The 25,986-nt window shown below is 61.3% G+C and carries 23 protein-coding genes and 3 pseudogenes; 15 read left to right on the top strand and 11 right to left on the bottom strand.

The window, feature by feature from the left end; all coding sequences use genetic code 11:
• Positions 1 to 44: 44 nt before the first annotated feature.
• On the top strand, positions 45 to 647 hold the full coding sequence (locus J2X43_RS14520; protein WP_310294966.1) for a hypothetical protein: 603 nt from the start codon (positions 45 to 47) through the stop codon (positions 645 to 647).
• A 194-nt stretch (positions 648 to 841) separates the two neighbouring features.
• Here J2X43_RS14520 and J2X43_RS14515 read toward each other — a convergent pair whose 3' ends face one another.
• From J2X43_RS14515 to J2X43_RS14495, 5 genes are read right to left on the bottom strand one after another with little or no spacing between them, the layout of a single operon-like run.
• The gene (locus J2X43_RS14515) at positions 842 to 2,221 is read right to left on the bottom strand and encodes a dipeptidase (RefSeq protein WP_112444622.1); all 1,380 of its coding nucleotides are present in this window, start codon (positions 2,219 to 2,221) and stop codon (positions 842 to 844) included.
• Positions 2,218 to 2,964, bottom strand: coding sequence for an SDR family NAD(P)-dependent oxidoreductase (locus J2X43_RS14510; protein WP_310294964.1), 747 nt, complete (start codon positions 2,962 to 2,964; stop codon positions 2,218 to 2,220). Before J2X43_RS14510 ends, J2X43_RS14515 begins: the two co-directional genes overlap by 4 nt.
• Positions 2,961 to 3,977: a 2-dehydropantoate 2-reductase gene (locus tag J2X43_RS14505; protein WP_310294962.1), complete on the bottom strand. Its 1,017-nt coding sequence runs from the start codon at positions 3,975 to 3,977 to the stop codon at positions 2,961 to 2,963. The genes J2X43_RS14510 and J2X43_RS14505 overlap by 4 nt, the downstream gene beginning before the upstream one ends.
• Positions 3,974 to 4,675, bottom strand: coding sequence for a creatininase family protein (locus tag J2X43_RS14500; RefSeq protein WP_112389494.1), 702 nt, complete (start codon positions 4,673 to 4,675; stop codon positions 3,974 to 3,976). The genes J2X43_RS14505 and J2X43_RS14500 overlap by 4 nt, the downstream gene beginning before the upstream one ends.
• 14 nt (positions 4,676 to 4,689) lie before the next feature.
• A complete protein-coding gene (locus tag J2X43_RS14495) occupies positions 4,690 to 5,700 on the bottom strand; it encodes a GntR family transcriptional regulator (protein ID WP_112389495.1) in 1,011 nt (336 codons plus the stop codon).
• Positions 5,701 to 5,873: 173 nt separating this feature from the next.
• Here J2X43_RS14495 and J2X43_RS14490 point away from each other — a divergent pair, with 173 nt between their 5' ends.
• The 6 genes from J2X43_RS14490 (at position 5,874) to J2X43_RS14465 (ending at position 12,849) form a co-directional block, all read left to right on the top strand.
• Positions 5,874 to 7,451 (top strand): ABC transporter substrate-binding protein, encoded by a 1,578-nt coding sequence (locus tag J2X43_RS14490; RefSeq protein ID WP_310294959.1) that lies wholly within the window; start codon positions 5,874 to 5,876, stop codon positions 7,449 to 7,451.
• Between the two features lie 79 nt (positions 7,452 to 7,530).
• Positions 7,531 to 8,469, top strand: coding sequence for an ABC transporter permease (locus tag J2X43_RS14485; RefSeq protein WP_310294957.1), 939 nt, complete (start codon positions 7,531 to 7,533; stop codon positions 8,467 to 8,469).
• Positions 8,466 to 9,314, top strand: a complete 849-nt coding sequence (locus J2X43_RS14480) for an ABC transporter permease (protein WP_112389498.1) — start codon at positions 8,466 to 8,468, stop codon at positions 9,312 to 9,314. Before J2X43_RS14485 ends, J2X43_RS14480 begins: the two co-directional genes overlap by 4 nt.
• Positions 9,311 to 10,318, top strand: a complete 1,008-nt coding sequence (locus J2X43_RS14475; protein ID WP_310294955.1) for an ABC transporter ATP-binding protein — start codon at positions 9,311 to 9,313, stop codon at positions 10,316 to 10,318. Before J2X43_RS14480 ends, J2X43_RS14475 begins: the two co-directional genes overlap by 4 nt.
• Positions 10,315 to 11,322, top strand: coding sequence for an oligopeptide/dipeptide ABC transporter ATP-binding protein (locus J2X43_RS14470; RefSeq protein WP_310294953.1), 1,008 nt, complete (start codon positions 10,315 to 10,317; stop codon positions 11,320 to 11,322). Before J2X43_RS14475 ends, J2X43_RS14470 begins: the two co-directional genes overlap by 4 nt.
• 12 nt (positions 11,323 to 11,334) lie before the next feature.
• Positions 11,335 to 12,849, top strand: coding sequence for a carboxypeptidase M32 (locus J2X43_RS14465; protein ID WP_310294951.1), 1,515 nt, complete (start codon positions 11,335 to 11,337; stop codon positions 12,847 to 12,849).
• A 3-nt stretch (positions 12,850 to 12,852) separates the two neighbouring features.
• Here the strand turns inward: J2X43_RS14465 and J2X43_RS14460 are convergent, their stop codons facing one another.
• Together J2X43_RS14460 and J2X43_RS14455 are read right to left on the bottom strand one after the other, a co-directional pair.
• Positions 12,853 to 13,767, bottom strand: coding sequence for a proline iminopeptidase-family hydrolase (locus J2X43_RS14460; RefSeq protein WP_310294949.1), 915 nt, complete (start codon positions 13,765 to 13,767; stop codon positions 12,853 to 12,855).
• A 53-nt stretch (positions 13,768 to 13,820) separates the two neighbouring features.
• The gene (locus tag J2X43_RS14455) at positions 13,821 to 14,603 is read right to left on the bottom strand and encodes a LuxR family transcriptional regulator (protein WP_112389550.1); all 783 of its coding nucleotides are present in this window, start codon (positions 14,601 to 14,603) and stop codon (positions 13,821 to 13,823) included.
• A 121-nt stretch (positions 14,604 to 14,724) separates the two neighbouring features.
• Here J2X43_RS14455 and J2X43_RS14450 point away from each other — a divergent pair, with 121 nt between their 5' ends.
• The 7 genes and pseudogenes from J2X43_RS14450 (at position 14,725) to J2X43_RS14420 (ending at position 22,875) form a co-directional block, all read left to right on the top strand.
• Complete coding sequence (locus J2X43_RS14450; RefSeq protein WP_112444641.1) at positions 14,725 to 15,615, top strand: proline iminopeptidase-family hydrolase; 891 nt, start codon at positions 14,725 to 14,727, stop codon at positions 15,613 to 15,615.
• Positions 15,616 to 15,666: 51 nt separating this feature from the next.
• Positions 15,667 to 16,605: an ABC transporter permease gene (locus J2X43_RS14445; RefSeq protein ID WP_112389504.1), complete on the top strand. Its 939-nt coding sequence runs from the start codon at positions 15,667 to 15,669 to the stop codon at positions 16,603 to 16,605.
• Positions 16,602 to 17,453 (top strand): ABC transporter permease, encoded by an 852-nt coding sequence (locus J2X43_RS14440; RefSeq protein WP_310294945.1) that lies wholly within the window; start codon positions 16,602 to 16,604, stop codon positions 17,451 to 17,453. Before J2X43_RS14445 ends, J2X43_RS14440 begins: the two co-directional genes overlap by 4 nt.
• Complete coding sequence (locus tag J2X43_RS14435; protein ID WP_310294941.1) at positions 17,450 to 19,159, top strand: ABC transporter ATP-binding protein; 1,710 nt, start codon at positions 17,450 to 17,452, stop codon at positions 19,157 to 19,159. Before J2X43_RS14440 ends, J2X43_RS14435 begins: the two co-directional genes overlap by 4 nt.
• Positions 19,160 to 19,178: 19 nt before the next feature.
• Positions 19,179 to 20,693, top strand: coding sequence for an ABC transporter substrate-binding protein (locus tag J2X43_RS14430; protein WP_112389507.1), 1,515 nt, complete (start codon positions 19,179 to 19,181; stop codon positions 20,691 to 20,693).
• Between the two features lie 65 nt (positions 20,694 to 20,758).
• A complete protein-coding gene (locus tag J2X43_RS14425; protein ID WP_310294939.1) occupies positions 20,759 to 22,105 on the top strand; it encodes an amidase in 1,347 nt (448 codons plus the stop codon).
• A gap of 94 nt (positions 22,106 to 22,199) precedes the next feature.
• Positions 22,200 to 22,875: pseudogene (locus tag J2X43_RS14420) on the top strand (IS6 family transposase).
• Here J2X43_RS14420 and J2X43_RS14415 read toward each other — a convergent pair.
• Positions 22,856 to 23,085: pseudogene (locus J2X43_RS14415) on the bottom strand (ATP-dependent DNA ligase); the annotation flags it as partial. The pseudogenes J2X43_RS14420 and J2X43_RS14415 overlap by 20 nt on opposite strands.
• A gap of 234 nt (positions 23,086 to 23,319) precedes the next feature.
• Here J2X43_RS14415 and J2X43_RS31050 point away from each other — a divergent pair.
• Positions 23,320 to 23,631 carry an ArsR/SmtB family transcription factor gene (locus tag J2X43_RS31050; RefSeq protein ID WP_405049595.1) on the top strand — a complete coding sequence of 104 codons (312 nt, stop codon included), beginning with the start codon at positions 23,320 to 23,322 and terminating at the stop codon, positions 23,629 to 23,631.
• Between the two features lie 616 nt (positions 23,632 to 24,247).
• On the opposite strand, the gene J2X43_RS14410 is transcribed toward J2X43_RS31050, so the two are convergent.
• The 3 genes and pseudogenes from J2X43_RS14410 to J2X43_RS14400 all read right to left on the bottom strand — a co-directional run.
• The gene (locus J2X43_RS14410; RefSeq protein ID WP_112389510.1) at positions 24,248 to 24,523 is read right to left on the bottom strand and encodes a hypothetical protein; all 276 of its coding nucleotides are present in this window, start codon (positions 24,521 to 24,523) and stop codon (positions 24,248 to 24,250) included.
• A gap of 362 nt (positions 24,524 to 24,885) precedes the next feature.
• The gene (locus tag J2X43_RS14405; protein ID WP_310294937.1) at positions 24,886 to 25,221 is read right to left on the bottom strand and encodes a hypothetical protein; all 336 of its coding nucleotides are present in this window, start codon (positions 25,219 to 25,221) and stop codon (positions 24,886 to 24,888) included.
• A 112-nt stretch (positions 25,222 to 25,333) separates the two neighbouring features.
• Positions 25,334 to 25,986, bottom strand: a pseudogene (locus J2X43_RS14400) (integrase core domain-containing protein); the annotation flags it as partial.

The raw sequence follows: 25,986 nt of genomic DNA, 5'->3' as shown, positions 1-25,986 counted from the left end.
TGCGCGCTGGCAGGGGATGGACGCTTGAAGCGAAGGCGAGACCGATGAAACGACCACACAAAAACTTCGTCGTCGAATACAAGGGAAGCCGCCGGCAACCCGATAAACCGAAATCCATCTGGGGAAACCTGGACCTCAAGTCGATTTCGCGCGACGTGGAGAGCGAAGAGCGTCGCCGCGCTCAACAAACATCAGTCAATGCATCGCTCGGCGCCAACGACAAAATTGAGGCGGCAGACAGGAAATTAACAGCTGCTGATGGCCAGCCGACAACAGCCTTGCCAGTGAAGAAGGAGCATATGGAGCAAGATAGTGAGCAAAGTGCGAAGCCAAACGTTCAGCAGGCAGCTATCCCCTCCTCAGCCTCAGAGGTAAAGAAGCGACGCGGGGGGCGCGCAAAGAAGGGAACCGTCAACCTTTCCTCCATCGGGGTGGTTGCGAAACCAGAAGCGCCGGCCATTAGTGACGGCGCAAAGGCTTTGGAAGGCACGCGTGTTAAGCGGGCCTATTCCCGAACGCCGAAGCCGGCAGCTGAGGACGATTGGGCGATGCTCCTGCAACTCGAGGAGGAGAATAAAAACCTCCGAAAGCTTCTCGCTGAAAAGCTGCGCGCCGAAAACGCGGATCTTCGTCGACGTCTAGGCTGATTGCCCGCACACAAGGCTGATGCACAATGAGCGACATTTCGGTCATTAACGAAGTGCTGGAGACCCTCAGCCGAGAGCCCCTGGTCGCCCAAGAGGTCGTACGTGCCGAGGCCAGCATAGTTAGAACAATCAGTGCTGGAAGCACGAAGACAAGTCCCGTCAATTAGCGGAGAGTGGGAGCGCCGGGCGGCGCGTCAATTGTTTTTGGCCGGGGCCAGTCGCCGCAGCAGCATGGTCCAGGCCCGCATGCCGAGCTTGAAATTCGAGAGCCGGAAGAATTCGTTCGGCGCGTGATAGTCCTCGTCGCCCGTCGAGAAGGAGAAGAAGATCGCGCCACAGCCGAGGTGCTGGCGGAAGGCGCTGCCGATCGGGATCGTGGCGCCCATTGCGACCCGCAGCGGCTTCTGGCCAAGCAATTCGCCCAGAACCTCTTCCGAAATCTTCAGCGCCGGCAGATCGGGATCGACGAAATCGGCTTCACTGCCCGGACCGTGGCGATGCACCTCCAGCTGGAAACCCTTCGGCAAGTGCTTCTGTAGATGACGGGTGATCGACGCGATCACCACAGCCGGCTTCTGCCCTGCGACGAGGCGGCAGGTGATCTTGGCGCCGGCCGTGTTCGGAATGACCGTCTTGGTGCCCTTGCCCTGATAGCCGCCCCAGATGCCATTGAACTCCAGCGTCGGCTCCAGCCACTGGCGGATCAGCAATTCGCGGCCAGTATCGATCGGATCGCCACTGGCAACGCCGATCTCCTGGTAATAGGCGGCGCTGTCGAAATTCGACGCATCGATTGCCGTCAGGATGCGCGGATCGGGCGGTGTGACGCCGTCGAGAAAACCCTCGACGCTGACCCGGCCATCCGGCCCGTGCATCGAGGCCAGCAGCGCCGACAAGGCAGCAATCGGGTTTGGCGCGCTTCCGCCGTGACGGCCGGAATGCAGATCCTTGACGGCACCGGTCACCGTCACATCCAGCGCCGCGAGGCCGCGGCTGGCGACTGTGACCGACGGCTTGTCCGGCCGCCACATGGCGCCATCGGCCGAGAGTACGAGATCGCAACGGAGCCTGTCGCGGTATTTGGCAAGCGTCGGCGCAAAATGCGGGCTGCCGGATTCCTCCTCGCCCTCGATCAGCACCTTCAGATTGACCGGCAACCGCCCCTCGACGCGCATGAAAGCCTCGGCAACGAGGATCGGGATCAGCAGAGGTCCTTTGTCATCGGAAACACCACGGGCATAGAGCCTGCCATCGCGCTCGTCGGGCTCGAAAGGTGGCGTCAGCCATTTGTCCAGCGGGTCCGGCGGCTGGACGTCATAATGGCCATAGACGAGATAGGTCGGCAGGTTCGGATCGGCGATGATCTCGCCATAGACGGCCGGATGGCCGCTGGTTCCCAGCATCTCAACGGAGGCAAAGCCCGCCTTCTTCAACCGCTCCGAGACAAAGGCGGCCGCGTGATGGATGCCTTCGATGAAAGCCGGATCGGTGCTGACGCTCGGAATGCGGCAGAAGGCCTTAAGGTCTTCGACGGCCGCCGCGTAATGCTCTTCCAGATAGGCCTCGACGCTCATTTGCCGCCGTCCACGCTGATCACCTGGCCGGAAACCCAGCCGGCATAATCCGAGGCGAAGAACATCACCATTGCGGCAATGTCTTCTGGCACGCCGAGGCGCTTCAGGGCGATGTTCTGCAACAGCCGTGCCTGCCCCCCCTCGCCCATCGCGTCCCATTGGCGTTCGGTCGTCGGATTGGAGCGGACGAAGCCGGGGGCGACGTTGTTGACGGTGATGCCCCATGGGCCGAGTTCATGCGCCAGCTGGCGCGTCAGTCCGATCTGCCCCGCCTTGGCGCTGGCATAGGCCTGGATGCCGGTCAGCGAAATGCCGAGGCCGGCGCCGCTGGAGATATTGATGATCCGTCCCGACTTGCGCTTTTTCATGACAGGCGCGACTGCCTGCGACATGAAGAAGGCGCCTGACAGATTGACGTCGAAGATCGTCTGCCAGTCGCTTTCCGAGATTTCCTCGATCGGCCTTCCGACCTGACCGCGCACACCGCCGGCATTGTTGACGAGGATATCGACATCGCCGAACTTCGGCACCAGCGCCTGGACATCGGTGCGATTGCCGACATCGAGCACATGAGCGGTCGTTCTGTCGCCGCAGAGCTTCATCGTTTCGGCAAGCCCCGCCCCGTTGACGTCGCAGACATGGACACGCGCGCCGCGGCTCGCGAACCCTTGCGCGATCGAGCGGCCGAAGCCGTGCGCCGCACCGGTGACGACAACTGTTTTTCCATCGAAGGAGATGTTCATGCCACCCTCGCAAGCTCTTCGATATTGTCCATCGAAAGCGGCCGCTTGCCGTCCTCGATCTCGTGAATCATCTCGATGACGCGGGCCGCAAGCGGTGTCGGAACGCGCGATTCTTCGCCGATCTCGACGACCGGCAGCACCTGCGCATCGACCTCGGTCTTGCGCTTGCGCACCGCCAGATCGCGCCAGATGCCGGAATGGGACTTGGCCGATTTCCGATTATGAACAGACATATCGTCGAAGGATTTGTCCGTCTGCTCGGGCGTTGCCAGTGGCCCGAACGCGGCCGGATCGAAGCCGTCGAAGGCTTCCGGGCGGATATTGTTGATGGCGGCGACCGTTGCCACTTCGAGCGCCAGTTTGCGCAAGACCGGGCGGGCAACCGGATCATCCAGCACGTCGGCGATGCTGTCGTTAGTCAGCGCAGTGCCGAACAGCAGCGCACCGTAGATCAGCTTGCCCCAGAGGAAGCCCCAGATGTTGTTTGTGATCAGCGCCCTTGGCTCGAACTGTTTCATCAGATCGTAGATGTCCTCGGCGCGATCCGTAAACCGCCCGTCGAGTTCGCCGATCACCACGGCGCCGTGGCCGCTATATTGCACGACGCCAGGCTCCAGATAGTCGGCGCCGAAATTGACGAAGCAGCCGATCACCCGGTTTTCGCCGGTGATGCGAGAGATCACCCTTTCGTTGAGGCCGTTCTGCGCCGAGACGACGTAGCCGTCGGGGGCCAGATGCTGGACCAGCATCTTCGCCGCCGCTTCCGTGTGATGCGCCTTCACGCACAGGAATGTCCTGCCGTAGGTGCCGGTGAGTTCGTGGGGAAGATAGGCCTTGGCCTGCACGACATCCTCGAAGATCGGACCGACGATCTTCAGCCCCTTCGTATTAATGGCATCGACATGGTCCTTGACGTTGTCGACGAACATTACCTCGTGGCCGGCCCGGAGAAAGGCGGCGCCGAGCGTGCCGCCGATGGCGCCGGCGCCCCAGATCAGGATTGGATCACTCACGCCCAGCCTCCCTCGAGAAGCGCGCGCGTCTCTTCGACCGCCACATTCCATATCACCTGCATTTCCTCATCCGGCCGCTCGTAATAGCCGCCGAAGTTGCCATCGCCGAGATAGGCCTTCACCGCATCCGGCGGCATCACCCGCATGCGGGCCAAATCGATCATCGGCTTCTGCTGCGTCGGTTGCTTGACGCCTTCGAGACGCGTCCATGGGAAATTCTCCATCCAGGAGGCATGCGAGGCGACCATATCGATCTCCTGCACCTTGGCGAAGGTCTTCGGCGAGTTCCACCAGTTGTGGAATTTCACCGCAGTATCTGGATTATCGGCCATCCACTCGATCGCCATGCTGCCCGCCGGCTGGTTGCCGCCATGGCCGTTGACGATCAGGATACGGCGAAAACCCTGCAGCCTGAGGCCATCGAGAATGTCGCGCACCAGCCGGATATAGGTTTCCTGGCGGATGCTGATCGTGCCGGGATAGGAGAGAAAGTACGGCGTAATGCCATAGGCAACGACCGGGAAGACGGGAATGCCGAGCGGCGCTGCCGCATCGGCCGCGACTTTCTCGGACAGGATGGAATCGACCGAAAGCGACAGGCCGGCATGCTGCTCGGTGCTGCCGAGCGGCAGGATCGCTCGGTCATCGGTCTTCAGATAGGCTTCGATCTGCTGCCAGTTGGACTCCGATACTCTCATCGCATCTGCCTTTCCTAGACCTTCGCGTCGGCTTCGTTCCGTGTCGGGCTTTCCTCGCCCTGCGCCTGCACGCCGGCCGCGCGGATGACCGGCACGATCACCCGTTCGATATCGGCAGTATCGGGGGCATGGCGGTATTCGATGGCCTGCACGCCCTCGGGCAGCAGGCCGGTGACGCTTTCGGCGCCGGATGCATAAATGACGACGGAGACCTTCGAGAGCAGATCTTCCAGTCCCGCCGCCTCCAGCGTCGTCGCGGTGATTTCGCTGACATGCGGGGCGAAGCGCTGCACGCCAGTCTTCATGATCGGCAGGAAATCCGGGAAGCGCGAAATGACAGCGATCGAGGCCAGTGAATCCAGCGAAGCGAGCGCCCGGCGCGTCTCTTCCGACGGCGTAAAGCTGATCGTCACCACCTTGGTATTGGCGACCAGTGTCGCCACTTCGCGGTGGCGGTTGGCGAAAGTAACCGCAAGATCGGCAGAATTCGCACGTGCCTTGGCCGCCGGGTCGCGCTCGATCGCCGAGACCGTCAGCGGTTCAACCGTCACATCACGGCCGAGGCGCGCGGCGATGAACCGCGCATAGCTTGCCGTCGCGTCCTGAAAAATGCCGATCATGACGATCCGCAGCCGCGGACCGATGCTGTCGCGGTAAAACGCCCTTGCGTTGACGAGTGACACCAGATCGGCGGTGCGGATGCCAAGCCGCTGGCTCTCGTCGATCAGCTGGTCGATATGCAGATGCAAGTCGCTGGTATCGGCGCGGGCTGCCAGCCGTGCCTGGTGACTGTCGCTGACGAAAGTACCGGAACCGGGGCGCGTATCGATCAGGCCCGCAGCCTTGAGATCAGCATAGACCTGGCTGACCGTCATCGGCGCCACACCGACCTTCTCGGCCAGCTCTCTCACCGAAGGCAGGGCCTCGCCGGGCGCCAGTTCGCCGCAGGCGATACCGTATTCGATAAGCCCCTGAAGCTGCGTGCGCAGAGGCACTGGCAAATCCCGGTCGATGAAGAAATCCATGAAACCCGTTCGGCTAACTGTTCTATTTATATATAACGGTTAGCTCGAAATCCGCTTGCAGGCAAGTGAAGCGTCTTAGGGTTGCCGCATAAAAACTGGTTGACAGGCATTTTGCTGCGTGAAATCGTTATAGACAATAATAACAGTCATACCAAATATAAAAGGGGAATGCCATGAGAATGATCACTCGGGCGGCCATTGCCGCTGCAGTTCTACTGAGCACCGGTGTATCTGCATTTGCCCTGGAGCGGGGCGGCACGCTGGCCTATGGCCGTTATGCAGACAGCCTGTTTCTCGATCCGGTGCTGAACGACGCCAATGTCGATATCTGGATCCTCTCCAACCTCTACGACACGCTGCTTCTGCCGACGGATGACGGCAAGGGCGTTCAGCCGGGTCTGGCCAGCGCCTATAAGCTTGCTGACGACGGCATGAGCGTGACGCTGACGCTGCGCGACGGCATCAAGTTCTCCGACGGCACGCCGATCACGCCGGAAGACGTCGCTTGGTCGCTGAAGAGAGCCTCTAAGAAGGACAACGGCATCTGGGGCTTCATGATCGAGTCCATCGATGATGTGACGACGGAAGGCGACAAGACCGTCACTGTCAAGCTCAAGCATCCCGATCCCGCCATCCTGGCAGCGCTGACCGTGTTCAACACCGGTATCCTGCCGAAGAAGGCCTTCGAGGCCTCGGCCGGCGCGACCGAGGAAGAAAAGGCCAAGGCCTTTGCCGAGCATCCCGTCGGCTCTGGCCCGTTCATGCTGAAATCCTGGGATCGTGGCTCCAGCATGAAGCTGGTGCGCAACGAATACTACTGGGGCAAGGGCGAGGACGGCAAACCGCTACCGTATCTCGACGGTATCGATTTCGAGCTGATCCCCGATGACGCCACCCGCATCCTGAAGCTGACATCGGGCGAGATCGACGGCGCCGAATTCATTCCCTACTCCCGCGTAGAAGAGCTGAAATCGGCTGGCAACCTCGACATGGAGCTCTTCCCCTCGACCCGCGTCGAATACATTACGCTCAACGTGCGCCCGCAACTCGCCGGCAAGGACAATCCGCTGTCCAACGTCAAGGTTCGCCAGGCGATGAACTATGCCGTCAACAAGGATGCGATCATCCAGATCGTCACCCATGGCGTCGGCACGCCTCAGACTTCCTACATGTCGACGGCCACTCCGCTGCATGTCGGCGACAAGCCGCTCTATCCCTATGATCTCGAAAAGGCGAAGAGCCTGATGAAGGAAGCCGGCTTCGAAAACGGTTTCTCGACCAGCATCCTCGTGCTCGCCGGCAACCAGGACGAAGTCGGGATCTCCACGGCGCTGCAGCAGATGTGGGCGCAGATCGGCATCAAGCTCGAGCTGCAGCAGGTCGACAACCCGACCCGCACCCAGCAATATCGCGACGGCACCTTCGTGATGCGCAACGCCGCCTGGACCGACGATATCGCCGATCCGAACGAGATCACCTCCTACTTCGTCTATTCCAAGACGATCGACGCGCTGCATACCGGCTGGAAGAACGACGAAGCCGACCAGCTTTTCGAAGCCTCCCAGAAGGAAATGGATCCCAAGAAGCGCGCCGAGCAATATGCGAAGATGCAGGAGATCTACAACGATCAGGGTCCGATCGTTTCGCTCTATGAGACGCCCTATCCGGTTGCTCTGAGCAAGAAGGTTCACGGCTTCCTGCAAATCCCGCTCGGCAACAACATCTTCGCCAGAACCTGGAAGGACAAGTAAAGCCTGACCCAGCCTGCTGCGCGGGCCTCAGTACGAGGCCCGCGGCCTTTTTCGACTACAGGAAGACCAGGAGCGGCTATTGCCCCTTTTCAGTTTTATTATCCGCCGCATACTGCAGATGATTCCGACGGTGATCTTCATTCTCATCGTCACTTTTGTTCTTGTGCGCCTGTTGCCCGGCGATCCGGCCAGCGCCATGATTGGCGACCGCGCCCTTGATGCCGATGTCGAGCGCATCAATCGGCAGCTCGGCCTCGATCAGCCGCTGCCGATCCAGTTTCTATATTACGTCGAGCGCATTTTCACCGGTGATCTCGGCAACTCGATCGGCCTCAAGGTCTCCGTCATGTCGCTGATCCTGCAGCGCCTGCCCGTCACCCTGATGCTCACCCTGATGTCGGCAGTGATCGCCCTCGTCCTTGCTGTGCCGCTTGCCTTCGTCGCGGCGCTGAAGCGCGAGCAGCTTCCCGACAGCATCATCCGCGGCACTTTCCAAGTCGGCCTATCGATGCCGGTCTTCTATGTCGGCATCATATTGCTGACCGTATTTGCCGCTCAGCTGAAGCTCTTTCCGGTCGGCGGCTATGGCGACACGTTCGGCGACCGCCTCTATCACCTCTTCCTGCCGGCGCTGACGCTGGCACTGAGCTTTGCCGCCGTGCTGATGCGCAATCTGCGCGCCTCGATCATCGGCGTCATGAATGCGGAATATGTCGATTTCGCCACCGCCAAGGGCCTGCGCTCGCGCGTGATCCTGACGCGTCATATCCTGCGCAACGCGCTGATCTCCACGGTGACGCTGTTCGGCCTCCAGATCGGCTCGCTGTTCGGCGGCGCCGTCATCACCGAGACCGTCTTTGCCGTCCCCGGCGCCGGCCGCCTCTTGATCGACAGTATCTACGGCCGCGACTATCCGGTGCTGCAGGGCCTGACGATCGCGCTTGCCATCCTGGTGTCGCTGACCTTCCTGGTCACCGACATCGTCCAGGCCTGGCTCGACCCGAGGATAGCCCGATGAGTGCCGAAGCGGCCAAAGCCGCTCGCCCCACGCTCCGCTGGCGCAAACTCCCCCGCTCGCTAATCTCCGGCGGCATCATTCTCGGTCTCAGCCTGATCGTCGCGATCTGGCCGTCGCTTTTCGCGCCCTACGATCCCGTCGCCTTCGATTATAACGCGCTGCTGAAGCCGCCGAGCTGGGCGCATCCCTTCGGCACCGACAGCTTCGGCCGGGATGTGCTGTCGCGCGTCATCCATGCCTATACGCTCGATATGCAGATTGCCGTCTTTGCCACCATCGGGCCGTTCATCTTCGGCACCATCATCGGCGCCTTCATCGGCTATGTCGGCGGCATCTGGGAGGCGATCTTCGGCCGGATCGTCGATGCGACAATCACCTTCCCGTTCCTCGTGCTTGTCATTGCCATAGTTTCGGTGCTCGGCCCCGGTCTCGGCAACATGTATGTCGCAGTCGGCGTCGTGGGCTGGGTCTTCTATGCGCGTCTCGTCGCCTCCGAAATCAAGGTGCAGAAGCGGCTCGATTATGCCGACGCCGGCAGGGTCATGGGCTACGCGCCGCTGCGCATCGTCTTCCGTCATCTGCTGCCGAACGCCATCACCCCGGCAATCGTTTACTGGATGACCGACATGGCGCTCGCCATCCTACTCGGTTCCAGCCTTGGGTACCTCGGCCTCGGCGCCCAGCCGCCGGCGGCCGAATGGGGCGTGCAGATCGCCGACGGCAAGAACTTCATGAACACCGCCTGGTGGATTTCGGTCTTCCCCGGCGTCGCGATCGTGCTCACCGGCCTCGGTTTCAGCCTGGCCGGGGACGGTGTCGCCGAACTGTTGAGGGTCAGACGATGATGGGCGCAGCCGGCGAAAACAGCGGGCTGATCGTCCGCGGCCTGACGACCACTTTCGATACGCCGCGCGGCCAGGCGATTGCTGCCGCCGATGTCGATTTCGACGTGGCGCCCGGCGAAGTCGTCGGCCTTGTCGGCGAATCCGGCTCCGGCAAGAGCGTGACCCTTCGCTCGATCATGCGGCTGATCCGCGAGCCCGGCCATGTCAGCGGCCGTGTCGAGTGGCACGGGCGCGATCTCGTCGCGATGCCGGCCGAGGAGCTGCGCAAGGTGCGTGGCGGCGAGATCGCCATGATCTTTCAGGAGCCGATGACAGCGCTCAACCCCGTATTGCCTGTTGGCGTGCAGATCGAGGAGAACCTTGTCGCCCATACGACGCTGAATGCCCGCGATCGCAAAGCGCGCGCCCTCGAACTGATGAACATTGTCGGCATCCCCGCCGCCGAGCGGCGCCTGCAGGAATATCCGCATCAGTTCTCCGGCGGCATGCGCCAGCGCGCCATGATCGCCATCGCGCTTGCCTGCTCCCCCAAGCTGCTGCTCGCCGACGAGCCAACGACGGCGCTCGACGTCACCATCCAGGACCAGATCCTTAAACTGCTGCTTGATCTGCGCGACCGTCTGTCGATGAGCGTCGTGCTCGTCACCCACGATCTCGGCGTCGTCGCCGCCACCTGCGACCGGATGGCGGTGATGTATGCCGGGCGGATCGTCGAGACCGGTACGGTGACCGATGTCTTCAGCACGCCGCACCATCCCTATACGCGCGGACTTCTGGGTTCCGTGCCGCGCTCCGGTGCATCGCGCACCGTGCTGCAATCGATCGAGGGCACGCCGCCGAGCCTCACCAACCTGCCCGATGGATGCGCCTTCCATCCGCGCTGTACCTTCGCGACCGACCTCTGTCGCAAGGAACGGCCACCGCTGGAAACGGTTGGCGCGCCCGGGCGCGCCGTCGCCTGCTTCCATCACAGCCAGGTGGCGGCAGCGGAGGCGATCCTGTGAACGCGACCCTCCCCATCCTGTCAATCGACGGCATCTCCAAGCGCTTTGCCGGTCCCTACTCGCTAACGCGGCGACTACAGGGCAGGCCGCCGCTTGCTGTCCAGGCACTGCGCGACGTGACGCTCGAAATCCATCGCGGCGAGACGCTCGGCATCGTAGGTGAGTCCGGCTGCGGCAAATCCACCCTCGCCCGCTGCCTCGTGCGGCTGCACGAGCCGGATGGCGGCGCAATCCGCTTCGAGGGGGAGGATATCGCCCGCCTGCGCGGCGGTGACCGGCGCGCCTTCAACCGCCGTGTGCAGATGATCTTTCAGGATCCCTACGGCTCGCTCAACCCGCGCATGACCGTATCGCAGATTTTGGGTGAAGCGCTTTCGGTCCATAAGATGCGCCCGAAGGCGGAAATCCCGCACCGAATCGCCGAACTGCTGGAACTGGTCCGGCTTCCGCAGGATGCGGCCGCCCGCTACCCGCACGAATTCTCCGGTGGCCAGCGCCAACGCATCGGCATCGCCCGGGCTCTTGCTGTCGAGCCTGAGGTGATCGTGGCGGACGAGCTGGTCTCGGCACTCGATGTCTCTGTGCAGGCGCAGGTCGTCAATCTGCTGCTGCAATTGCAGGAACAGCTGCACCTGACCGTCGTCTTCGTCGCCCATGATCTGAGACTGGTGCGCCACATCTCGCATCGTGTGGCGGTGATGTATCTCGGGCAGGTCGTCGAGGTCAGCACTCCGGAAGCGCTCTTCACCGCACCGCGCCATCCCTATTCCAAGGCGCTTCTCGATGCCGCACCCGAGCTCGATCCATCGCGCCGCAGTCGCACGGTTGCCGCGCGCGGCGAACTGCCGAGCCCGCTCGACGTGCCGCCCGGCTGCGCCTTCGCCAGCCGCTGTCCGCACGCCTTCGACCGCTGCCGGGTCGAGCGCCCGCTTTTGACACCACGCGGGCTTGGCCAGCTGGCCGCCTGCCACCTCGAGGATTTCGGCGCAGCTCCGGCGCAATAAGGATTTGAGACGATGACCTATGCCAGCTTCGAAAGCGAAATCGCCAGGATCAACGACGTGCTCTGCGCCGTGAACCTCTTGACCTGGGATGCCCGCACCATGATGCCGCCGGGCGGCGTCGATGCCCGCGGCAAGCAGATCGCCACGCTGGTCGGGCTCGCCCGCGATCTCGCGACCGGCGATAGCCTCCAGCGCGCCATCGAGGATGCCCGCTCAGAGCTCAAGGGGGCAGCATACGGCGATCACCGCAAGCTGGCGGTCGAGCAGGCGGCCGAGGCGATCGGCACTCTCGCGCGCATCCCGGCGAAACTGGTCAGCGACGCGGCCGAGCTGAAGACCGTTGCCCAGGCTGCCTGGAGCAGGGCCCGCGCCGCCAATGACTTCGCGGCCTTCGCGCCAATGCTGGAACGGACCATGGAGATGCAGCGCGAGATCGCTGCGTCCATTGGCTATGCCGAGCATCCCTATGATGCGCTTGTCGGCACCTATGAGCCCGGCATGACCTGGTCGCGGCTGCGCACACTCTATGGCGAACTGGGTGATGGCCTGCGGTCGCTGCTCGAACGCGCCAGGGAAGCCAAGGTCCGCTCCGAAATTCTCGAGCGTGCCTACCCGGTGGACAAGCAGCGCACCTTCTCCAGCCTGATCTCCAGCCGCTTCGGCTATGACTTCAACCGCGGCCGCCTCGACGACACGGTCCACCCCTTCGAGATTTCCTTCGCCCGCTCGGACGTGCGCATCACCGGTCGCTTCCGCGAGACCTGGCTGCCCGGCGGCCCCTTCGCCGTCTGGCACGAGGCCGGGCACGGCATCTATGAGCAGGGCATCTCCGAAGAGTTCAGCCGCTCCGTCTTCACGACCGATTTCGTCAATCTCTACGCCGTCGGCGGCACCAGTTTCGGCACGCATGAATCGCAGTCGCGCCTCTGGGAAAACCGCGTCGGCCGCTCGCGCCGCTTCTGGGAACTGAACTTCGCCGATCTGCAGAAAACCTTCCGCGATCAACTCGCCGACGTGACTGCGGAGGACTTCTGGCGGGCCGTCAACGCCGCCCGCCCCGGCTTCATCCGCGTCGAGGCTGATGAGCTGACCTATGACATGCACATCATGCTGCGCTCAGAGATCGAGGCCGGACTGATGGCTGGCGAAATCCGTGTCGGCGATCTTCCCGCGATCTGGCGGGAGAAGATCAAGTCCTATCTCGGCCTTGAGGTGCCCTCCGATACGCTCGGCGTCCTGCAGGACGTCCACTGGTCCTCAGGCATGGTCGGCTCCTTCCCGACCTATACGATCGGCAACATCATGTCGTCGCAGTTCTTCGCCGCCGCGAGCAAGGAGAAAGCGATTGCCGATGGGCTGGAGACTGGCGACTACCTGCCTCTGAAGACCTGGCTGAACGACAATATCCATCAGTTCGGCCGCTCGAAGAGCGCCAGCCAGCTGCTGAGGGATGCCACGGGATCGGACCTCTCTACCAGGGCCTATGTCGCCGACCTCGCCCGTAAGGTCGACGATCTCACAGCCTGACGGTCAGTCGTATTTCGACAGGAAGCCGGAGACGATGGCGAGGCAAAGCTCCTTTTCCTCGACATGCGGCATATGGCTGGAATGCTCGAAGAGCACCCATTCGCACCCCTTGACGCGGTCGACATAGGGCTTGACGACCAGCGGCGTAGCCTCGTCGTATTTGCCTGATATTACCAGTGTCGGCGCCTCGATCAGCGGCAAGCGATCCTCGATCGTCCAGTCCTTCATCGTGCCGATGACGTGGAATTCGGTCGGGCCGTTCATGTTGCGATAAACGGTATTGTCCTCGTCCATGGCCGCGAAGGTGCGGGCCACATCATCTGGCCAGGGCGTGACGCGGCAGACATGCCGGTCGTAGAAGACACGCGAGGCGGCAATATATTCGGGGTCAGTGATCGTTCCTGCTTCTTCGTGCTTCAGCAGCGTATCCTGAACATCCTGCGGCAGCTCTTCGCGCAACCGGTTAGCCTCGGCGACCCAGGTATGCATGTTGGCCGGCGAATTGGCGACGACCAGCGCCTTGAGGCCCTTTGGCTGACGAACCGCATGCTCAGCGCCGAGCATGCCACCCCAGGACTGGCCAAGGAAGGCGTAGCGATCCTGGATGCCAAGATGTTTCAAGAGCGCATCGAGTTCTTCGAGGAAGAGCGCCGGGGTCCAGAAATCCGGCCCCTTGTCCAGCAGGCGCGTCGAATGGCCGTTGCCGAGCTGATCATAATGGATCACGGCTCGGCCATCGAGGGCGGCGATGCCCTTGAAGGAATCGACATAGTCGTGTGTGCAGCCCGGGCCACCGTGGGCAACGACGAGCGGCAGCTTTCCGCTCTCGAGCGAACCGGTGATGCGGTACCAGGTGCGGTATTCGCGGAAGGGCAGATAGGCTTCTGTCGTCTGAACGGCGGCCACTGGCGTCTCCATCTGGGGGCAATGATGGAAAAAGCATAGCGTCGCCGCAAAGCCGAAGGCAGCTATCAGAAGTTATAGGATGGACGCTCGTCGAGAAGCCGGTAATGCGTGGCGCGCACGACCGCCTGTGTACGGTTGCGGGCGCCGAGTTTCTTGGCCGCGGCGTTCAGATGCATGACCACCGTCGGCACAGAGCGGTCGATGATCCGTGAGATCTCCTTGGCCGATAGTCCCTCCGCCGAATAGCGCAAACATTCCCGCTCGCGCTCCGTCAGCCGGACCTTGCCGACGCTGCGCGCCTCGGCATCGAACAGCGAGAAGGCCGCCTCGTGGAAGACATGGGCCAGCAGGTTGAAATCGGCGATATAGCGCAGGGCATGCCGCTCGAAATCGCCGTTGGCGCCGTAGCGGATCCCGGTCACCGTCGCATAATCTCCGCCCGGCATGTGGACGGGTACAGTGACGCCCGTCGACATGTCCCGTTCGCTCAGATAGCGCGTCACAGGCGCTGTGTCGTCGCTCATAAAGCGGCTGATCGGCGTGTCGGCGTCCGCGTTATAGTTCCAATAGAATGGGGCGGAGGTGCGCAACGCCACCTGCTGTACCGGATCGATGCGGAAATAGCCGCGGTCGAACCAGTATTCCCGCATATCCTCGGAAATGTTGCGCAGCTTCAGCAACGAGGGGATCATCACCGCGCCGTCAAGATCATAGGGAACCGGCGTGTAATCGTAGATCAGCGCCTCGAAGCCGAGCTGCTTCATGGCCTCGAAAACCTGGTCGATCCGCCCGTCCAAGGTCTGGTGGGCTGAGAATTGCCGTCTGATCGTGCCGATCTCGTCAAGCATGGCAGGCTCCATCGGTGGCTCACACCTATCACTTCTTATAGCTGGCAAAGACTGCGGTTTAAGATAAAAATTTAGCCATGCCCAATTATTGAGCAAGCGAAATCTTCTGCCGGAGCGGTCAATGTGGCGTGAAATCGAGCCTGAGGCGCGACATGAAATTGAGGTCGACGGCCATAAGGTCGTCGCCTACAGCTTCGGCAGCGGAAGCGAAACGGTTTTCTGCCTGAATGGCGGCCCCGGCCTGCCCTGCGATTATCTCCGCGAAGCCCATTCCTGCCTCATCGACAAGGGCTATCGCGTCGTCGCCTTCGACCAGCTGGGCACCGGCTCGTCCGATCGCCCAGCAGATCCGTCACTCTGGACGATCGGCCGCTATGTCGAGGAGACCGAAATCGTACGCAAGGCGCTCGGCCTCGGCAAGGTTCACATGCTCGGCCACTCCTGGGGCGGCTGGCTGGCAATCGACTATGCGCTGACTTATCCCGAAAATCTCCAGACGCTGATCCTCGAAGATACTGTCGCCGACATGCCGCATCTGATCCTGGAGCTGGAGCGGCTGCGCGCCGCGCTCGGCCCGGAAACGGTGTCGATGATGCAGAAGCACGAGGCGCAAGGCACCTACAATCACCCCGAATATCTGGCTGCCATCACGATCCTCAACTATCGCCACGTCTGCCGTCTTCCGGAATGGCCCGCGCCGGTCCGCCGCTCGCTCGACGACTGGAACATGGGTCCCTACGAGACGATGCAGGGCCCGAACGAGTTTCTCTATATCGGCAACCTGAAGGACTGGAACCGTATTCCCGATCTGTCGCGGGTGACCGTGCCCGTTCTGATCACCACCGGCGAGCATGACGAACTGACGCCGGCCTGCGCGCTGCGGATGAAGCTCGCGCTGCCGAATGCCGAGCTCAAGGTCTTCGCCAATGCCAGCCACATGCCCTTTTACGAGAACCCGCAGGATTATTATCCGGCGCTCACCGATTTCCTGTCGCGGCATGGGGCAAGCTGATGCAGTGTAGGGAGATCGAAGCCCGGCCAAGACAGGGGGGCCAGCGCCGCCATGCATCGTTATAAATTCATATTGACCCGTCCATTTCAGTTTCTGCCTGTTATTTTCGGCATCAGCATTATCACTTTCATTCTCGTGCGCCTGATCCCCGGAGACCCGGCCCGCAATATTCTCGGCACCCGCGCCACACCGACCGCCATTGCCAATATCCGCGCCCAATACGGCCTCGATCAGCCGATGTGGCTGCAATATTTCTACTTCCTGAAGAACCTCGCCAATGGCGAGATGGGCAAGTCTATCCTCTACAAGATCGACGTCCTGTCGCTGATCGCCACGCGCATCGAGCCGACGATAGCGCTGGTGCTGACCAGCGTCGTCTTGTCGATCCTGATCGCTGTGCCGATGTCCGCGATCGCCGCCCGCAATGCCGGCGGTGCGCCCGATCATGCAGTGCGCGTCATCTCCACCTTCGGGATCGGCTTTCCGCCCTTCTGGCTCGGACTGATGCTGATCATTCTCTTCAGCGTCGAACTCGGCGTCCTGCCGGTTTCGGGCTACGGCACCACGCTCGGCGACAAGCTTTCGCATTTGATTCTACCGGCATTGACTGTGGCCTTGTCGCTGTCGACGGTGCTGACCCGCAGCCTGCGCTCGGCGATGATCGAATCCCTGAAGTCCGACGTCGCGACCGCGGCGCGTGCCCGCGGCATGCCTGAAAGCATCGTCTTCTGGCGCCATGTGCTGCCCAATTCGCTGGTGCCGACCATCAATCTCCTCGCCGTCAATATCGGCTGGCTGATCGGCGGTACCGTGGTGGTGGAAAGCGTCTTTGCGCTGCCCGGCATGGGCCAGCTCCTGGTCCGCGCCATATTCTCGCGCGACTACATGGTCGTCCAGGGCGTGGCCATGACCTTTGCCTGTGCCACCGTCCTCGTCAATTTCCTGGCCGACATCGTCACCGTCGCCGTTGATCCGCGGGTGAAGCTATGAGCATCGGCACGCTCTCTCCGCAACCGATCGCCTGGCGCCGCTTCTTCGGCCGCCGCCTGACGCTTGTGATCGGCGCCGGCGTTCTGCTGTTCTTTCTGCTGCTGGCAATCGGTGCACCCATCATCGCGCCCTATGACCCGATCCTGCAGAATGCCGATGCGCGGCTGCAGTCGCCGTCACTGGCGCATCTGTTCGGCACGGACAATTTCGGCCGCGACATCCTCTCGCGCGTCATCTGGGGGACCCGCATCGATCTGCAGATCGCCGTCATCGGCGTGCTTTTTCCGTTCCTGATCGGGACGATGGTCGGCACCATCGCCGGCTTCTTCGGCGGTATCGTCGATGCCATCTTCATGCGCATCGTCGATATCATCCTCGCCTTCCCGTTCCTGGTGCTGATGCTGTCGATCATCGCCATTCTCGGGCCGGGGCTCAGCAGCTTCTACATCGCCATGGCGCTGGTGGGCTGGGTTTCCTATGCCCGCCTGATCCGGGCGCAGATGCTGGTGCTGAAGAGCTCCGACTATGCGGTCGCCGCCGTTAGCCTCGGCTTCAGCCGTTTCAGGATCATGTTCCGCCACCTGCTGCCGAACGCCATCGCGGGTTCGATCGTCTTCTCGATGTCGGATGCCACGCTGGTACTGCTCAGCGGTGCAGCGGTCAGCTATCTCGGCCTCGGCGTACAACCACCCCTCGCCGAATGGGGCGTTATGGTCGCCGAAGGACAGAGCTTCATCACCACGGCGTGGTGGATCACGCTCTTCCCCGGACTTTCGATCGTCTGCCTCGCCTTTGGTTTCAGCATGCTGGGTGATGCGCTCGGCGAACTTCTTGGAGTTCACGAATGAGCGCCTCGGTCCTTTCCGTCCGCGACCTGACGGTCAAGGTCCATCTCGACGGCGGTACCCGCACCCTGATTGACGGTGTCTCCCTCGACCTTGCCAAGGGTGAAATCCTCGGCCTCGTCGGCGAAAGCGGCTCCGGCAAGAGCCTGCTTTGCCGCTCGCTGGTGCGGCTGATGCCGTCGTCGCTGATCAAGATCGAGCAGGGTACGGTCCTTCTGGAGGGCCGCGATCTGACGGCGGTCAGCGATGCCGAGATGCTTCAGGTGCGCGGCGGCGAGATCGGTATGATCTTCCAGAACCCGACGAGCCACCTGGACCCGGTGATGCGCATCGGCGACCAGATTGCCGAGGGCATCCGCTATCACCAGCGGCTTGGCGCCAGGGAAGCGCGAACCGCTGCCGTCGAGATCCTGACCCAGGTCGGCTTTCCCGATCCGATCAGGCAATATGACAGCTATCCGCACGAATTTTCGGGCGGCATGCGCCAGCGCGCCATGATCGGCGTGGCGCTCTCCTGCAACCCGAAGATCCTGATCGCCGATGAGCCGACGACCGCCCTTGATGTGACAATACAGGCACAAATCCTGAAGCTGCTGCTAGAGATACGCGAAAAGCGCGGCCTGTCGATCATCCTCATCACCCACGACCTCGGCATCGTCGCCCAGACCTGCGACCGCATTGCCGTGATGCGCAACGGCAAGCTTCTCGAACAAGGCCCGAAGCGGACGATCCTGTCGCGGCCGCAGGATCCCTACACGATCAACCTGATCCACAGTCATCCCTCGATGCCCGACGAGGCGGCTTCGCCGGCAACCGCAGCCGCGCCCGCGCAAGCAACCGTCCGGCCGCTGCTCGAAATCGATGATCTGCATGTGCGCTTCAGGATCGGCGGCAGCCTGTTCAAGGCAGGGAACAAAACAGTCAGCGCCGTAGCCGGCGTCTCGCTTCGCGTGATGCCTGGCGAAACAATCGGTATCGTCGGGGAGTCCGGCAGCGGCAAGAGCACGCTGGCCCGCGCGGTCCTTGGTCTCACCCCGATCTCTTCTGGCCATGTTTCCTTCGACGGCATCAACCTGGCGCAGCAGCGCACGGCCGGTCTCGCCAAGCTGCGCCGCGAGGCGGCCATGGTCTTCCAGGACCCCTATAACGCGCTGAACCCGCGTCTCACCGTCGGCCAGATGCTGGGCGAAGTGCTGAAGGTTCAGGGCAAGGTGCCGGCGGCCAACATCCCGGCACGGATCGGCGACTTGCTCGATCTCGTCGGGCTCGATCGTGAATTTGCAAACCGCAAGCCGCGCAGCATGAGCGGCGGTCAGTGCCAGCGTGCCGGTATCGCCCGGGCGCTGGCGGTCGATCCGAAACTCGTCATCGCCGATGAATGCGTCGCTGCACTCGACGTGACGATCCAGGCGCAGATCATCGCGCTGTTTCGCGAACTGACGGCGAAGATGAACCTGACGCTGATGTTCATTGCCCACGACCTTGCGATCGTCCGCAATCTCTGCGAACGCGTCGTCGTCATGTATCACGGCGAGATCGTCGAGGAGGGCCTCTCTGAAGAGGTCTTCGCCCGGCCGAAACATCCCTATACCGCGGCGCTCATTGCTGCCATTCCCGACATCGATCCCGACAGGCCGCTTCTTGGCGGCTCCAGCGCCGGGGAAGACATGCCATCGATGCCGGTTCAGCCTGCCAAACGCATACCATAACAAAGAAGGGAACAAGCACATGATCAACAGGTGGAAATCAATCGGGCTTGCCGCATTCATCGCCGGCCTGTCGCTGACGGCAAGCTATGCCGAAGCAGCCGGCGTTCTGACCATCGGCCGCCGCGAAGACTCGACGACCTTCGATCCGATCAAAACGGCCCAGAACATTGACAACTGGGTGTTCTCCAACGTCTATGACGTCCTGATCCGCGTCGACAAGACCGGCACCAAGCTGGAGCCCGGCCTTGCAGAAAGCTGGACCGCCTCGGAAGACGGCCTGACCTATGTCTTCAAGATCCGCGACGCCAAGTTCTCCGACGGCTCACCGCTGACGGCCGAGGACGCTGCCTTCAGCCTGCTGCGCATCCGCGACGATCCGGCATCGCTTTGGAGCGACAGCTACAAGGTGATCGATACCGCAGTCGCCACCGATCCGCACACGCTGACGATCAAGCTGAAGAACCCCTCGGCGCCGTTTCTGTCGACGCTGGCACTACCGAACGCCTCAGTGATCTCCAAGGCAGGCATGGAATCGCTGGGGCCTGACGCCTATGCCGAAAAGCCGATTGGATCCGGTGCCTTCACCGTCGATGAATGGCGCCGCGGCGACCGCATCATCCTGAAGAAGAACCCGAACTTCTGGCAGGCCGACCGCGTCAAGCTCGATGGCGTCGAGTGGATTTCGGTCCCTGACGACAACACCCGCATGCTGAACGTCCAGGCCGGTCAGCTCGATGCGGCGATCTTTGTGCCCTTCTCGCGCGTCGAGGAGATGAAAAAGGATGCCAACCTCAACGTCCTGATCGATCCGTCCACCCGCGAAGATCACTTGCTGATCAACCATGCGCATGGCGATCTCGGCAAGAAGGAAGTGCGCCAGGCGCTCGATCTCGCCATCGACAAGAAGGCGATCGTCGATGCCGTCACCTTCGGCCAGGGCACTGTCGCCAATTCCTACATCCCGAAGGGCGCGCTCTACTACTACGCCGACAACCTGCAGCGCCCGTACGACCCTGAAAAGGCGAAGAAGATGCTGGCCGATGCCGGCGTCTCCAACCTGACGCTAAACTACCTGATCCGCGCCGGCGACGAAGTGGATGAGCAGACGGCGGTTTTGGTGCAGCAGCAGCTCGCCAGGGCCGGTATCACAGCCAATCTGCAAAAGGTCGATCCGAGCCAGGAATGGGATATGACGGTTGCCGGTGACTACGACATTTCGGTCAACTACTGGACCAACGACATTCTTGACCCGGACCAGAAGACAACGTTCGTGCTCGGCCACGACTCCAACAATAACTACTCGACCAACTACAAGAACGAGGCCGTGAAGGAGCTGGTCGCCAAGGCCCGCCTGGAGCTCGATCCGAAGAAGCGCGAGCAGATGTATGTCGACCTGCAGAAGACGGCGAAGGACGACGTCAACTGGATCGACCTCTACTACAGCCCCTACATCAACGTGGCGCGCAAGAATGTCGAGAATTTCTACCAGAACCCGCTCGGCCGCTTCTTCCTGGAAGATACGGTCAAGAACTGAGCCTTTGATCTGACGACTGTTCCGCCGCCTTCGGGCGGCGGAATCTTCCCCGAAGGAGAACGGCAATGGCCCCGGATGAAATCGCCTTCATGAGCGTTACCGAACTTGGGCGTGCGTATCGCGCCGGAGCGCTGTCGCCGGTCGATGTCATCAGCGCCAGTCTTCAGCGGCTCGACGTGCTGGAGCCAAGCCTCAATGCCGTTGCCCAACGGCTGGACGCATCGGCGATCGCCGAGGCCGAAAAAGCCGCGACAGAGCTTCGCGCCGGCAAGGATCGCGGGCCGCTGCACGGCATTCCCGTCGCCATAAAGGATCTGATCGAGGTCGATGGGGCGCTGACCGGCTACGGCAGCAAGGTCCGGCTACCGGCCCTGGCAAGCGCCGACGCCCTTCTGGTAAAGCGGCTGCGAGAGGCCGGTGCGATCATCTTCTGCAAGGCCAACCTCTTGGAATATGCCTATGGCATCGCCCATCCCGAGATCGGCCAGACCAACAATCCACACGACACCGGACGCACCTCTGGCGGCTCCAGCGGCGGATCGGCGGCGCTGGTTGCAGCCGGCATCGTACCGCTGGCGACCGGCACCGATACCGGCGGGTCGATCCGCATCCCGGCCTCCTACTGCGGCATTTCCGGGCTGAAGCCGAGCTTCGATCTGGTGCCGCTCGACGGCGTCTTCCCGCTGTCCGGGACCCTCGACCATGCCGGACCGCTCGCCCGCGACGTTACCGATACCGCGCTGCTGCTCGAAGCGCTGAGCGGCAGACCCATGCCGCTGACGCCGCCATCACTGTCAGGTGTGAGGATCGGCGCCGTCCGCTTCCACTGCGCAAGCCCGGAGCTGACCCCGGCAGTCGCCGCAAATCTGGTCTGGGCGCTTGAGCGCCTTGCTGCGGCCGGCGCCATCGTCAAGCCGATCGATATTCCTGAACTGTCCCGCGCCAATTCCGAGCTCCGCCGCATCATCCTGCCGGAAGCCTCCGTCATCCACTCGCCGCTCTATTCCGAGAACCCGGCTGGTTACGCACCGCGCACGAAAGCGCAGGTCGAAGCCGGTTTTGAAGCCAAAGCTATCGACTATCTCCGGGCGCAGAACTTTCGCGTCGAGTTGCGCAATGCGGTCGAGGCCGCCTTCGGCGAAGTGGACGTGCTGATCGGACCAAGCGTCCCCTTCCCTTCCCCGGTCAAAGACCCTGAATTCACCGAGGACGGCGAGGAAGGCGAGATGCTCTCAAGCGGCTTCGCCAACATGACCGGCCAACCGTCGCTCAGTGTACCCTCCGGCATGGGCGGCCACTTGCCGCTCGGCCTGCAGCTGACCGGGCCGCTCGGTGCGGATCACCGGCTGTTACAGCTCGCGCTCGGCGTCGAGGCGGCGCTCGCAGCGTGGCGGAAGCCGTCTCTCGCCTAAACGTAGAACTGCACCGCCGGCTCCGGCGGGCCAGTACTGTCAATGGTGGCGTCGCCTCAACCGCCTGTTTGCATTGGGTTGATACCTGGCTTGCTTGACTGAAGCCCCGCTCACCCACTTCAAACGCCACCGCTTTCCCGCTGAGATCATCGCCCGTGCGGTATGGCTCTACTAACGATTTCCGCTCAGCTTACGCGACGTCGAAGATCTGTTGGCGGAGAGAGGCATCATCCTCTCGTCCCAGACTGTGTCGGAATGGGCGGCGAAATTCGGCTTGAAATTTGCTGATCAGCTCCGAAGCCGCTCACGAGGCCGTTTTTCCGAAAAATGGCACCTCAATGAGATGGTGGTGACGATCAAGGGGAAGAAATACTGGCCGTGACGCGCTGTCGATGCCAAGTCCTAGATGCCCTGCTGCAAAGCCGAAGAAGCAAGGCGGCCGCAATGCGTCCCATGCGCAAGCTTCTCAAGTGCCGAGGTATCGCCCCGCGCGTGATGGTGACCGACAAGCTGCGTTCCTATTCGGCTGCAAAGTCGGAGGTGATACCGGTCGTCGAGCACCGCTCGCAGAAGGGATTGAACAATCGAGCCGAGAATTCTCATCTGCTGTGCGAAGACGCGAACGGCGAATGATGCGCTTCAAGTCAGCGCGACAATGTCAGCGTTTTGTCTCAACTGATGGCCAGATCGCCAATCTTTTCCTCCTCCACCGCAAACATCTCACCGCAACTGACCATCGCCAGCTTCGGAATCTTGCCCTCCACGGGTGAGAGTACGGACCTTGCCATGGTCGAGATGGACTGCGAGACGGTAGCCGTCCCACTTACCTCAAAGGCCCACTGATGGCCTTTGGGCGGCTTGGCCTTAAGAAGCGCCAGGCACGGCTCGATACGTGCCAGCATTGGGTGGCAAGGGAGATTTGGCTGCTGATGATCGCGCTTGCGCGGCCGGGATCGAACAGGCTTTTCCGTTTGCAGCAGGGGCTTTGATTATGGCGGCGTCGTAAGGCCGACAGTCCATCAGCAAATGCTTAAGATGCAGTAGAAGAAAACGGGGCCAAACTTAAAGCGGCAGCCTGGCGGGGCGGATCTCATTTGGGGCCTTCAGCATCTTGGACTGGCTGGGTCTGTTGAGGGAGATGCCGAAGGCCACGCTTGAAACGGACGGCTAGATGTTTAGTTCCAGCGCAGACGCAATGAACTTCGGGGACCGCCATGCTAGAGGAATCATCGCTTGCTGAAAAAGTGACGCTGCTTGAAGCGCTCGCCTCCCGGACTCGTTTCCGAGTCTTGAAGAGCTTGTGTGCCGCCGAGGAGATGAACGTCCGCGAACTGCGTAATGAGCTAGGACTGCCCCAATCGACCACGTCCAGGGAGCTTTCATTCCTCCGGATGCGAGGCTTCATAAATTTCCGGCGAGAAGCGCAGAACCACTATTACTCGTGTCATCACGACGGCGTCAGAAAGCTACTGCAGACTCTCGATAAGGGTACTCCCGCTACGAACAATCCTGAGATGACGCGATGAGCGATCTTGACCGGCCAATGCAGTCGTCGAGTTAGCAGTTCGAACATCTCTGTACGCATCCGGACTGCAAACAGTGGGGCGGATTTGGCTTTTCGTCCTCACAATCGATCGAGACGCGATGGTGGTGCTGGGAGCACTATCCGCACAAGGAACCGATCCGGCACATGCCGCGTTAATGGGAAGCTGGCACGTTCCTCGCTAGCACTCTGACTTCCCCACCTCGCCCCGGCCGCACGCTGGGGCTTTTTCTTTCGTCGTCACGTTCGTGTCACGTGACTCACATCATCAGTTGTGATTAATTCCCGCCCGATGATGCGCCTTGGCGGACCTCTTGGCGCATTGAGGACTCGCCTGTGTATTGGGTGGCGAGCCCTTTTTTATGACCCGCCTGCCTTGCTCTTCATGTCCGACAGTTCGCGCCCAGAAGCCATCGGATCGAAGCTATTCCCGTTGCTGCTCATTTCCAAGCTCCCTGCCATTCCCCTGCCCTTGCCCTTTCAATGCGATGCCATGCTTATTTGTCATGCCATAAGAAAAGCCGCCCTTTATGAGAGGCTTGAGTGTTCGGTTACCCACATTCGATGGCACGGCGCTTTGCGCAGCTTGTTCCAGCCATTCAGTGGATGGTGCGGCTGCCACCGCTACCATGCTCGAACTTGGCTAGGAGATGGATTGCCTCCAGAACTAGATGCTCTGCGTTCTCCGTTTCGTCCCCGGCGATCGTCTCGGCGTTTATTTGAAGGCGATTACCGAGTTCGGACATGTCCTCCCAGATGGGATCGTCTTCATGTTTCGCGATCGATGCCGACATCAAGAGGCTTTCACCTAAGGTCTCAAGAAACTCGATGCGTTCCTCGGTGGTCATCTCGTCGAGTTTTTTAAGGTCCGCCACGATAGCTAGCTCTTCGGGATCATTGTGCCGAGGAATTTTGAAAAGACTTCCCGTCTGTAATTAGGGGGTCTAGACCGATATCAAGCCGCGACCTCCGCACGAGCGACGACAGACCTTTCACCGCAATCCTCTCCCGTATCGAGGCCAACGAGTTATAATCCTCCCACATCATCTCAGGGAGGAGAAAATGGAACGGGTTAGCACGATTGGTCTGGACCTCGCCAAACAGGCCTTCCAGGTCCACGGAATGAACAAAGACGGGGACAAGATTTTCAGCCACAAGCTGGCGAGTGCGGAATTGCCAGGTTTCTTAAGAAGGATCGTGGATGCGTTGTCGCAATGGAAGCCATCGGCGGCGCTCATTATTGGGCGAGAGAGATTAAAAGGTCGGGGCACACGCCGTTGCTCATACCCGCGCAATACGTCAAACCATTCGTCAAACGGGATAAATGCGATGCTCTTGACGCCGAAGCAATTGCCAACGCCGCGACGCAGCCAGGAATGCGCTTCGTGGCCATCAAAAGTCCGAACAGCAGGCAATCACCACTCTGATGAAAACGCGAACGCTGTTCATTCGCCAGCGAACCTCCGCCATCAATGCGCTGCGCGGCCTTTTGGCTGAATTCGGATTTGTCGTCCCGTCTAGGACCATTGACGTTGTCAAACTCAAGCAGATCTTGAGCTCTGACAAGAGCCACCTACCCGAGCCCGCGCGCACCGTGCTGAGAAGTGTCTACCAGCACATCGACGCTATCAACGAGCACATCAGTGGGATTGGTGGAGTGCCCCCCATTTCGCCGGACAGCTCAGCTATTGAGACAATGCTTTGATGAACTCCCTTGGGGAGGCCATTTTCAGCGCTGAGTGTGGATGGATTTCATTATAGTCTTCAATCCATCCGTCGATCTTCCGGAGAGCTGTGTCGGCGTCCGGAGTGGATGAGATGCGTATGTAGTCTCGCTTCAAGGTTTTGACGAAGGCTTCAGACATGCCGTTCGATTGTGGGCTGGCCACGGGCGTGAAGCATGGGATCAGGTTGAGGGCTTGGGCAAACAGCCTGGTCTCCCTCGCGGTATATGCACTGCCGTTATCAGATAGATGTTCTATTGCATGCGGGGCGCTGATTGCGCCGAAGCGCTTTTCGACGGCCTCCAACATCATGTCTCGAATGTCGGAGCCGGATATCCCGGCATTGGCGACGGCTGCCCATGAGATAATTTCCCGGTGAACTCAAGCCCGTCCGAGCACCAGCGGAGATTAGACCGCATCACCATGACCTTGCCGTCGTGGGCACGGCCTATTCGCACCGCCGTGTGTTTCTCAAGGATCATAGCGTGATTGGCCATGATGCGATGAACTCGCTTGCGGTTGACGACGGGCAGATCGGCGGCTCGCCGCTGCCTGTTGAGAAGGGCAGCGATCCGCCGATAGCCATAGGTCGGCCGAGCATCCACGAGTTTACG

It is taken from the genome of Rhizobium sp. BE258 (assembly GCF_031457345.1).
Classification (GTDB): Bacteria; Pseudomonadota; Alphaproteobacteria; order Rhizobiales; family Rhizobiaceae; genus Rhizobium.
The sequence above is the reverse complement of the archived record's forward strand: the minus strand, read 5'-3'. Positions and strand labels throughout refer to the sequence as shown.